This window comes from Thermoanaerobacter sp. A7A (genome assembly GCF_000445185.1).
In the GTDB taxonomy this organism is placed as follows: domain Bacteria; phylum Bacillota; class Thermoanaerobacteria; order Thermoanaerobacterales; family Thermoanaerobacteraceae; genus Thermoanaerobacter.
The window spans coordinates 1-9,545 of sequence record NZ_AVAF01000068.1; the positions used below are offsets into that span (position 1 = coordinate 1).

Annotated in this window: 15 protein-coding genes; all 15 read right to left on the reverse strand. The window is 37.3% G+C overall.

From position 1 onward, the window contains the following. Nucleotides 1-52 precede the first annotated feature (52 nt). The 15 genes from terL to M663_RS0104270 all read right to left on the reverse strand — a co-directional run bounded on the left by terL (nt 53) and on the right by M663_RS0104270 (nt 9,477). A complete protein-coding gene (gene terL, locus M663_RS0104195) occupies nt 53-1,453 on the reverse strand; it encodes a phage terminase large subunit (protein WP_029688042.1) in 1,401 nt (466 codons plus the stop codon). Then, nucleotides 1,446-1,952 (reverse strand): helix-turn-helix domain-containing protein, encoded by a 507-nt coding sequence (locus M663_RS0104200; RefSeq protein ID WP_029688043.1) that lies wholly within the window; start codon nt 1,950-1,952, stop codon nt 1,446-1,448. Before M663_RS0104200 ends, terL begins: the two co-directional genes overlap by 8 nt. Nucleotides 1,953-2,209: 257 nt before the next feature. Continuing rightward, on the reverse strand, nt 2,210-2,683 hold the full coding sequence (locus M663_RS0104205) for a hypothetical protein (protein ID WP_029688044.1): 474 nt from the start codon (nt 2,681-2,683) through the stop codon (nt 2,210-2,212). Next, on the reverse strand, nt 2,684-2,965 hold the full coding sequence (locus M663_RS0104210) for a hypothetical protein (RefSeq protein WP_029688045.1): 282 nt from the start codon (nt 2,963-2,965) through the stop codon (nt 2,684-2,686). Nucleotides 2,966-3,040: 75 nt separating this feature from the next. Further along, nucleotides 3,041-3,664, reverse strand: coding sequence for a ParB/RepB/Spo0J family partition protein (locus M663_RS0104215; protein ID WP_029688046.1), 624 nt, complete (start codon nt 3,662-3,664; stop codon nt 3,041-3,043). A 13-nt stretch (nt 3,665-3,677) separates the two neighbouring features. Then, nucleotides 3,678-4,871 (reverse strand): DUF3440 domain-containing protein, encoded by a 1,194-nt coding sequence (locus tag M663_RS0104220; protein ID WP_029688047.1) that lies wholly within the window; start codon nt 4,869-4,871, stop codon nt 3,678-3,680. Beyond that, nucleotides 4,858-5,526 carry a phosphoadenosine phosphosulfate reductase family protein gene (locus M663_RS0104225; protein ID WP_273702623.1) on the reverse strand — a complete coding sequence of 223 codons (669 nt, stop codon included), beginning with the start codon at nt 5,524-5,526 and terminating at the stop codon, nt 4,858-4,860. The genes M663_RS0104220 and M663_RS0104225 overlap by 14 nt, the downstream gene beginning before the upstream one ends. Then, complete coding sequence (locus M663_RS0104230) at nt 5,486-6,286, reverse strand: hypothetical protein (protein WP_029688050.1); 801 nt, start codon at nt 6,284-6,286, stop codon at nt 5,486-5,488. The genes M663_RS0104225 and M663_RS0104230 overlap by 41 nt, the downstream gene beginning before the upstream one ends. Further along, complete coding sequence (locus tag M663_RS0104235) at nt 6,283-7,119, reverse strand: hypothetical protein (RefSeq protein WP_029688051.1); 837 nt, start codon at nt 7,117-7,119, stop codon at nt 6,283-6,285. The genes M663_RS0104230 and M663_RS0104235 overlap by 4 nt, the downstream gene beginning before the upstream one ends. Then, on the reverse strand, nt 7,112-7,495 hold the full coding sequence (locus tag M663_RS0104240) for a hypothetical protein (RefSeq protein WP_029688052.1): 384 nt from the start codon (nt 7,493-7,495) through the stop codon (nt 7,112-7,114). The genes M663_RS0104235 and M663_RS0104240 overlap by 8 nt, the downstream gene beginning before the upstream one ends. Then, a complete protein-coding gene (locus tag M663_RS0104245) occupies nt 7,473-8,111 on the reverse strand; it encodes a hypothetical protein (protein WP_029688053.1) in 639 nt (212 codons plus the stop codon). Before M663_RS0104245 ends, M663_RS0104240 begins: the two co-directional genes overlap by 23 nt. Continuing rightward, a complete protein-coding gene (locus tag M663_RS0104250; RefSeq protein ID WP_029688054.1) occupies nt 8,098-8,532 on the reverse strand; it encodes a RusA family crossover junction endodeoxyribonuclease in 435 nt (144 codons plus the stop codon). Before M663_RS0104250 ends, M663_RS0104245 begins: the two co-directional genes overlap by 14 nt. Before the next feature lie 265 nt (nt 8,533-8,797). Continuing rightward, complete coding sequence (locus M663_RS0104260) at nt 8,798-9,127, reverse strand: hypothetical protein (RefSeq protein ID WP_029688055.1); 330 nt, start codon at nt 9,125-9,127, stop codon at nt 8,798-8,800. Between the two features lie 22 nt (nt 9,128-9,149). Then, on the reverse strand, nt 9,150-9,275 hold the full coding sequence (locus M663_RS15210; RefSeq protein WP_273702624.1) for a hypothetical protein: 126 nt from the start codon (nt 9,273-9,275) through the stop codon (nt 9,150-9,152). A 1-nt stretch (nt 9,276) separates the two neighbouring features. Then, nucleotides 9,277-9,477: a hypothetical protein gene (locus M663_RS0104270; protein WP_029688056.1), complete on the reverse strand. Its 201-nt coding sequence runs from the start codon at nt 9,475-9,477 to the stop codon at nt 9,277-9,279. Between the last annotated feature and the right edge of the window lie 68 nt (nt 9,478-9,545).

Below are 9,545 nucleotides of genomic sequence, written 5' to 3' on the forward strand. Positions count from 1 at the left end.
CCCCCTTTTCATGAACTAATAAAAAATAAACCTTTGAATTAAATTAAAGGTGTTAATCAAAGCTAAATGTTTGACCTGCATTAATTTTTTCAGCAATTCCCGTTGTAGCATCAGGTGCATCATCATGAAGGTTTTTACCTTCTTTTTGATACTTGGTCATTGCTTCATAGTATTCAGGAAATCTATCTTTCCAATTCACTGGAAAGTAAACATGATTCATAACCCAAGTTGAATTTGAAAGTATTCTTGCTTTCTTATTCTTGGATTGATGGAACCAGTTAATCTGAACTCTATTAGTCCTATATTTTTCATGTAGTATTCTTTCAACCTGCCTTGCAAATCCTCTACCACCATTGTTGGATTCAATATCTGCAATGTTTACTTTATCTTCATATAACATCTTTGCAACTGCTGGTTCTGTAACTTCCATTGGTTGTTTTGTATATAACACATTAAGAACATAAGCTTCACCATTATAAACACCATAATTAATACTGCAAAGGTAATCATCACCCTGGTCAGCAGTATCAGTGTAATTTCTGATTGATGTAAATAAAAGATTACCCTTTTCATCCATAGGTAATTTGGTGTAAGTCTTGAAGCTGGTGTATAATCTACCTTTAATATCAACAGGTTCTTGTTGATAATTAGCTGAAGCAATTTCAATACCCATAGCTTTACACTTTGCTTCATAAGATTTTCTTGAAAGTATTTCAGGGCAAAGCATTGTTCCATCTTTTTGTAAAGCTTTCATGCTTATATGCCTTACTTTTGCACCTTGTTCCTTATAATGTTCTAAAGCCCTTCCAGCCAAATCACCAGTTGCCCACCTGGTCATAATGATGATGATTTTACCGCCTTCTTCAAGCCTGGAAAGCATTGTATTAGTAAACCAATCCCAATGTTTTTGAAGCACTTCTTCATTATAAGCTTCCTGGGCATTTTTAATAAGGTCATCAATAATCATAAGAGTGCAGCCAAAACCTGTTGCAGTTCCAGTTGGTGAAGTTGCAAGATAGTTATTATAGGAACCTTCTAAACTCCAAAGGTTCATTGCACCATCACCATACTTAATTTTGATACCTGGAAATATATCAGAATAAACAATCTTGTCTTTATCAACTTTGACTTCTTGAATTGTATTTCTCACATTCTTTGAAAACATAGTTGAAAGGGTTTCATTGTATGAACCAGTCATGATTTTTTCATGTTTGTTATTACCAAGAACCCATTCAACAAAATTACCCGCTGTTCTTGACTTACCATGTCTTGGGGGCAAGTTGACGATTAAAACTTCATCATCACTTTCATAAAATTCTTGAAGTTCATTACATAATCTGACCAGATATTGACGGTCTGGTTTATAAAAATCAGGGGCTTTCAAATTACAATAATCAAAGAAGCTTTTTCTTGCCAATGCTTTTTTAATTTCAACTAAATTAAGCTTAACCATCTTCTTTACATTTCCTTGCTAAAGCCCTTAATTCCTCAACCGTCAATTCATCATAAGGTGATTTTTGATTTAGTTCACCACTTAATTCAAAATCACGCTTATCCCGCCACGCATCAGGTTTACGATTTTTCAACCAAAATATCTGTGCAGTAACATCAGGTTGAACTTCTTTGACCACTTCTTTTGTAACTACCAACTTTGATTCAGGCTCACCAGTGTGTGGGTTAAGTTCAGTAACTCTTTCTTTAGTTACTTCAACATATTTATAACCCAAGGCTCTTTTAAGCAAGGCATTTTCAACTTCAATATCAACAACTTCCTTCCCCTTTTTTAGGGCGTTCGATATGTCCGAATATTTCTTTTTCCATTCAGCTAATGTTGACCTTGAAATTCCTATATTTTTAGCAATTTGCTCATCCGTCAATCCATCCCTTGCCCATGCTTCCAGCTTCAGTAAACCTTCATTGGTAAGCCAATCATGACATTTCCCTCTTGCCATGAAGGTTCACCTTCCTTTCTCAAATTAAAAAAGAAGAATGTTCGGGTTTACCTCCTGCCTGGACATTCTTCTTTTTTAACCGGAATGCCGTCCGGTGTTACTGCCCTCGGTGTTGCCTCGGTTGAGTAGTCAATCTCGATGGCGGATGCATAAAAAAGAGCTCTGGCAAAACACCAGAGCACATTTCTATTGTACCAGTTTAATTATAACTCACTTTAAAAAGCCTGTCAAGTACAGTACATTTCAGAAGATATTTTTTACCAATTTTCTTTCACAAACTTTCTAATCTCATCATAAGTTATTAGTCCACTTGCTGCTGCTAATAATACACCTTCCAACAATACAGTATCTTTCATCTCTTTATACTGACTCCTGTACTGCAAACCTAATTGTTTCTGCACATGATTGTCCCCTAATTCATCAAAGTAACGTTTTTGTATAAGCATAGCATATTTTGTTTTATTCTTCTCGTCTATGTACCTCATATCTGCTACAACATCTCTCACAATCTTAAGCCATTGTTGTTTTTCTGTTAGTTCTTTATCCATTGCAATCTTTATTGCTTTTAACTCCGTTGGATTACTGTTATGGCTTACTCCGCCGCCTACTTCTACATACTTTGCTGGAGAAGAATGTATTATATCATCTATTCTTTTTTTTATCTTAAATAAGACTTGGTAGTAATTAAAGAAATAATGCTCAAGCACATTCCTTTTTGGCAGTTTTTTCAATTACTTCACCCCTTTTGTTGTATTTTCTACTTCTTTTTCTTTGTCTTGTTGTTCTTTTAGTTTGCTTTTCCATTTATCTATCTTTTTGTTGAGTTTTGTTCTTATATAATTATAGGCTATTGCTCTTGTCTTTGCATACTCCTTTATATCCTCATACATTTTAATCATGTCTTCTGGGTCATCAACATAACCTGGGCAATATTCCCCAATAAATTCTTTATATGCTATACACCTCCCATTTTCGTTTTTCAAACACTTTTGGCATTTTTCAGGGATTGCCATTTTTATCTCTCCTTTCTAACCATATTCCACTTTTTGTTGTTATGTGTTGATTTGCTAACTTTAGTAATTTATAACTTATTCCCATGCCTTCGAATATTCTCTGTCTTTAAATAAAGACCCTAAACCAACAAACTGTTTTAATCTCAACACTTCGTCTTTTTCCATCCCTAATTGTTCAGCAATTTTTTTATCCGACCATCCCATGAAGTACAGCATCTCTACAATTTTTGCCATCTGCGGAATTGCGTGTGTACCCCTGGCTCTGTTATGCCTTATGGTTGAAGCTATTCTCTCTTTCAAATCTTTGTTAATGACTACAACTGGTAAATAACCTTTTAGCCTTTTTCTTATATCCGACACCTCTTTTCCAACTCTATTCCTATGGAAACCATCCACAACAATATATCTATCATTTTGTTCATCATAATAAACTACAATCGGCTGAGTATATCCATCTTGTCTAATAGAAAGTTCAAGCAATTTCATTTCTGGCGGTGCTACTCTATTTGGATTATAATCATTTGCGATTACTTTGTTTGCCGGTACCCATTTCACAACATCTACCGGCTCTTCAAATGGACTGCATTCATGCAGTATTTGTTTTGCCTCATTTAAGAATTTTACCCGTTCTTCTAAAGACAGTTCTTTTACTTCTTCTAACAGCACTCTGAATTTTTGTAGTACATCTTTTCTGTCCATATTTATAACCTCCTTATTCTCCATACATTTCACGTAACGCCTGATATTTTTCATATTGATTTTTTGTTTGATTGAATGACAAACTTTTACACAATTTGTCATTTTTTAAAATACATTTTGCTATTCTTCTCCACGAAGGTGCCTTTTTTGCAACTTCTAATTTCGGGTCTGCTTCGTCTGGAATCCCATCTGGATATCCGTGTTTAGCCCACCAATCAAGGAATTTTTTTATTTTCATTCTATACCATTCTGCTTCATAGCGTGGTATAGTCTCTAATAAAAACTCTGTATATGACTTCCATGTGTGTCCTTCTGGCAGTATAACTTTTCTGTTCCCTAACAAATACGTGTTACAGTATATATTACCAAAATTTGCTCCTGATACTCTATCAACCACTTTATGCCACGTTTCTGGCTCTAATTGTCTGAACAAATTTAGCCCTTTCCGTTGGTCGTCTCCGTATGGCTGGCATATTCGCATTTCATGAATAGATTTCCCTTGCATGTACATTAAGTCATAAATTTTATTGTATTTCCAATTGTTTTTACCCACTGCTGTCCATATATCTTCTGTTTTCCAATCATAAATTGGATAAAAGTTATACACATTATCTACAATCCTTGTTGTCCAAAATTTACCCATAAAGCGGTCCTTTTTCTCGTTCTTTAATGTTCTAAACCTATTTAAACTTTCATCAGCTCTTATAGCAACACCACAGGCTGTTAGTTCACCTTGACTAAACCACTTTCCAAACTCAACAACAAATTCTTCAAATTCCATACCAAATTTAAAGAAGGGGAAATAGTTTGGGTCACTTATTACACATGGATAATCAGGCATCTCACGAACCCATTTTTCTTTTTCTTTCGGGTCCCAACATACCCATTGCGATTGATAAACACTTACAGCATTTCTTAAATGCAACGGCAAACATATCCAGTATGCTTTTACATCATCTCTCAAGAGCATCTCTTTAGCATGTTCTATTGTACATTTGTACTGTGCTTCAAGGTCAATAAAAAGAACATGAATCGGTAGCCTATTTTTTCTTTTTGCTACTTCTAATGCTAAATGCATCATAACACTACTATCTTTGCCAAATGAGACTGAAAAATAGACTTTAGGGAAGTTATCAAAAATAAACTCCAATCTTTCTATCGCAGCTTCATAAACATTCTTATCAATATACTTTTTAAATTTGCTCATTCCTCCACCTCCACAGCAATACACCATCAATATTACTGCTTCCTAAATAATCAAATTCTTTATCAAAAAACGTTACAAATCTAGCTTTATCCCATCCAACAATAGGAGCATATTTATCATAAACACTATGGTATGGTAAATTATTTGAGAAAATATACGCCCAAACGTCTTGCCATGTCCAATCTTTTATCGGCCAGCATTCATCAATTGCAGTTATTTTTTCCCCTTTCCTAATACGCCTTTTGCGCTTTAAACTTTCATGTTTGCGTATCCCAACAAACACCAAATCATAGCCCTGCTGCCAAAGTTCTTTTGCTGCACGCCCCAAAAAATCCTTATACCAAATGCCCGTTGCTTCACGTGACGTGTATTTGTTAGATGTATCGATAATTACGTTTTTTGCTCCTATTTTATATGCTATCTCGATTGCTTCTTTTTCAAATTCTCTAGGCATCAAATACTTGCCATAATCCCAATGGTAAACCATAACGTCTGGTTTCTGTTGTAGCACAAGATGAAGCATGCATGTTGAATCTTTACCTCCCGAAAACGCTACATATGGTTTTTTATGTGTTCGTAAGGCTCGTTGAATAATTTCTTTTGCTTCTTCCACTTTAGCTTTGTGTTCTTCCGTTTTGGCCCACTGTGTTAGCACTTCCTCCATATTCATCTTTTAGTTTACACCTCGCTCCAGGCGGCACACATAAGGTAGTATTTTTAGGGTCCCAGTATGGCCCCTTGTATGCCAAATATGCCGCATCATCATATTCTGCACACATTTCAATAGGTATTGGGCGCATGGCCACACCGTTTGCCACAAGAGACCAATCCTCTTCTATCTCCTCAAACAAAACATCTTTTAAAGCGCCCCATCCCACTCTAATATCATTACCTAAGCCTAACATGTATTCTTCTATTAACCGCTTAGTCAAATCTATATCCCCATTTGCGTAATAAATTACTTCTTTGGCAGGGATATATACTGTTTTCATAGCGTATGCTCTAAAATGTCCAGAACCTATTCGTATCTTCTTTTGTGCAAGATTTTCGCTCCAACGCTCTTCAAATCGCTTATACATTTGTGTCACACGTATGCTATTAGGATAAAAAATGCTTACTGAGCAATGATATATATCCCCTGTCTTCTTAAGCGGTACTAATCTCCTGGCATTTGCTTGGTCTAAATATGGTGTAATATTTAATTTGCGCGGTAGTACGAAATAATCTTGCCCAAACGTATCCATCATTATCAAATGCCCTAATAGGCTATCAAAATTAATCCAAGGTGTAGTTACACAAACTGGTGACCGCATCTTAAAAGTAATTTTAAATGGGCGGAAGCTGCCCCACTCAAGCGGTGGGGCTTTCTCCGCTATCGTCGTAAAATATTTAATTTCATCAAGAATGCCATTCATAATCTCTCCTCCAATTCCTTAAGCAGTTTTACAATGTCATCTTTCTTCTCTTGTACAAATTCGAGGTATAAGCTTGCATCGGGTTTATTTTTATAGTTCAGCATAACCTTGCCGTCACCACTGGAGCTTCTACCGCCGATATACGGCATAGCTTCAAACAGGTCTAATATTCGCCCAAAGCAGCTTAGCTGGAGCTGGTCTGGCAGTTGCAACACAAAGCGGTGATAGAACTTCGTGCCTGGTACAAAGCATTCGTAATCAACCTTCATCTGAACAGCTTGCTCGTCCTCTTCCCGTTCCTCCCGCAAGTCATCTCTGCGGGTTATAAAGCTTTGGTCTGTAAATGTACGAATGGGTTGACCAGCACGTGAATCCTTTTGATATTCTTCTGGCAAGTATGGCTTGTATTCTTCGCAGATTGGCCACATATGTTCTACGATGAGATTTCCCTGTATCATTTGATTACCCAACGCACATCCGAATATGGCCACAGGTGGCATAAGCTCCCGGACTTTCTTTCTGAACGCCAGGTCAATTACGCCAGTCGTGTCGGATGTACTTTCCAGTACACCACCAGAAAACAATGCGTGATGCAGTTTCGTATTGGTAATCTCGTACTTCAGCATGTCGAGGAAATCTTTGATGGACAATCTACGGAGTTTGCCTCGAATACCATTGCCAGAGATATACGGAATTGGCACTTCACCTATGCCGTCTACATACACCATGATTGTGCGTAAAACCGGTGTAGACCCGGTTTTCTCGTCCCCTCCATGAAAAATTGGTGTCAAAGCCGTGATAGTGCCCTCAATTTCATAAAAACGCTTATTCATCTTTCAATTCCTCCTCCTTTATGTTCTCAAAGATTGTCATTTGGCTTTTATTTTTACGTCTTTCTTTGGCCCGCATAATTGCCATCATAGATATCGGTATATGCTCCATGTACATCTTGTTCAGGACAGTTCTCTCGTATGGCCGGAGCTCTTGAGTAAGCTGTATTGCCTCTGCTGGTAACGATTGTAGCCCAAAGTAATTAGCCAACTTTGAAACAGCCTCAAACAGCGTTGCTCGTCTACTGGCTGCCCTAACACGATGATTGAAAATATCGTGCGGATTCTTGCTGGTGTGCATCTTGCTCCAGTTTATGCTGTTGTACACCACTGCCAACAGCTCAACCGTTTTGTCTTCAATCTGCTTTTCTGTAAACATCCACCAACACCTCCCATAAGATATCACCCTTAAACTTGGTCAGCTCTCGCAGGAAATCACGATAGCCGCTTTCAATTGCCTTTTGCCATGTTTTCATTTTGAACTCGCACGTTGTAAGTTCCGTTTTGGTCAAGCCTTTTGCCATTGCCTCTGCAATGATTTGGATGTACGTAGCTGCCCTATCATGCTCGAACAATATTGGTACGTCATATTTCTCGTGTGAAAAGAAATACCTGTGCGGATTGTGGGCAACTCTGTGGATACACGTCAACCATGTTTGTTTTTGACCGGTCTTGGCAATGTGGATAAAGAATGGTGTGTCAGGTGGATTAAACAGGATTTGTTGTGCATCGTCATTTTTGAACACTTTGTAGCCATGTAATAACGCTACCCATGACTTCCTGCGGAATGTTTGGTCGCTAAAAAGGTATGCGCATTCTGGACACATGCAATTTCCCGCAAAGAAGTAGCTCCAGCCCGTAAAATTGTCCGATACACATTCCTTAAGTGGTATACCATTGTCTACCTCGGTCCCACAAACCACACAAACTCCTTTTATGTTTCCTGTTTGTGGTGTACTACCTGTTGCCTTGAGAAGCAATTCACCTAGCTTCACCTCCTCTCACCTCCTCCACGACAACTTCCACAAATTCATCTTCCGCATAAATCTTACTGATGTACATTTCCACGATTTGTTTGTCATCCTCATAAGCAAGTCCATTCAATGCATCTGCTATCGCTTTTGCTATATTATCCATGTCTGGCTTCTTCGTTGGTCTTATGACATTTCGCAACATTAACTCCTTATCTTTTTTGCTAGCGCTTTTTGGGATTTTATAAACAGCTGTTATAGTCATTTTGATTGGCCCTTCTAACTTTAAATCTTTGTATTTCTTGTATTTCTGCATATATAACAGCTTTATGAAATTTTCGTAATTAACCGTTTCTTTTGGTGTATATGCAATACCCGCCTTTGTCACACGTGGTCTCTGTTTGCCGAAAGGTTTACCTGGAATTGTGAGAATTATCGTGTTCATTTTGCCTCACCTTCCTTAGCTTTCTCTTCTGATAAGACTTTTTTATCGATTCCTGTTCATTTTCTATCGCACAAGTGAAACAAAGCTTTTTGTATGGGCTCGAAGTAATAAATTTTTGATGACACTTTTGACAATATTTCTCGTATAGTTTCATTTTAAAACGCCTCCATTGCCTTTGATTTTGTTTTAGATGTATAAAACATTGCTTAATGCTTTAAAAACGATTCTGAGCCAAATATGAGCTTCTGAAGGATATTTATTAGCATCACTCTTCTTTGGTTGCTAACAATTGTTGTTCTACTCTAAGCACAAGAGTTAAGGCTCTCTCTAGTGCTTGTCTGTATCCCTTCCAGTAATAGATTCCTGTTAATGTTTCTGCGTGTGTTTCATTTATTTTTGCTGTATCAATTTCATCATGCAATGTATTAATCAATTTTTTACCCTCTTTTTTAAGGTCTTCATTTACTGCTAACAAATGTGCATAAGCTAACAGATGCGTATAATATTCTTCATCTGAACCACGTGATGATTTATCAAGCCTCTTCCTTGCTTCTTCTATTCTTTCTCTGTTAAATTTTTCTAGCTGTCTGTCCACATTTAACACCTCCTTTTCTTATTCACAAGCACTCCAGCCGCATTGGTATTGGTGCTATATATATCCAATTGCTGTATCTATGAATTAAATCACCATACACCCATTCGCCATTATCTACTCTTTTGCCTCTAAATTTTATTTCTCTCATTTCACATCCCCTCCTTATCGTAAAATGCTTGTAAATCTGCATTGTCAAAGCCAGGAGCTAACCTCCCCCACAGCTTCCAACTTAGCTCTATGCAATAGCTGTACGCTGCATTTCTATCTCCGCCAGCCATCTCTAAAGCCTTCCTTGCTAAGTAAGGGTGTACTTTGTCAGGATTGCCTTTCTTAGTTTTCTTGTTGCCCATTTTACTCATTCCCCTTTCTTTCTTTGTCTAATCTCTTCTAAAGCCTCTTAAAAACCTTCTCTGTTTTT

Excerpts from the sequence above, each read along its gene's own strand:
- M663_RS0104220 (WP_029688047.1), bottom strand. The coding sequence starts at position 4,871 with ATGAGCAAATTTAAAAAGTATATTGATAAGAATGTTTATGAAGCTGCG.
- M663_RS0104250 (WP_029688054.1), bottom strand. The coding sequence starts at position 8,532 with ATGAACACGATAATTCTCACAATTCCAGGTAAACCTTTCGGCAAACAG.
- terL (WP_029688042.1), bottom strand. The coding sequence starts at position 1,453 with ATGGTTAAGCTTAATTTAGTTGAAATTAAAAAAGCATTGGCAAGAAAA.
- M663_RS0104210 (WP_029688045.1), bottom strand. The coding sequence starts at position 2,965 with ATGGCAATCCCTGAAAAATGCCAAAAGTGTTTGAAAAACGAAAATGGG.
- M663_RS0104230 (WP_029688050.1), bottom strand. The coding sequence starts at position 6,286 with ATGAATGGCATTCTTGATGAAATTAAATATTTTACGACGATAGCGGAG.
- M663_RS0104200 (WP_029688043.1), bottom strand. The coding sequence starts at position 1,952 with ATGGCAAGAGGGAAATGTCATGATTGGCTTACCAATGAAGGTTTACTG.
- M663_RS0104240 (WP_029688052.1), bottom strand. The coding sequence starts at position 7,495 with ATGTTTACAGAAAAGCAGATTGAAGACAAAACGGTTGAGCTGTTGGCA.
- M663_RS0104270 (WP_029688056.1), bottom strand. The coding sequence starts at position 9,477 with ATGGGCAACAAGAAAACTAAGAAAGGCAATCCTGACAAAGTACACCCT.
- M663_RS15210 (WP_273702624.1), bottom strand. The coding sequence starts at position 9,275 with ATGAGAGAAATAAAATTTAGAGGCAAAAGAGTAGATAATGGCGAATGG.
- M663_RS0104215 (WP_029688046.1), bottom strand. The coding sequence starts at position 3,664 with ATGGACAGAAAAGATGTACTACAAAAATTCAGAGTGCTGTTAGAAGAA.
- M663_RS0104235 (WP_029688051.1), bottom strand. The coding sequence starts at position 7,119 with ATGAATAAGCGTTTTTATGAAATTGAGGGCACTATCACGGCTTTGACA.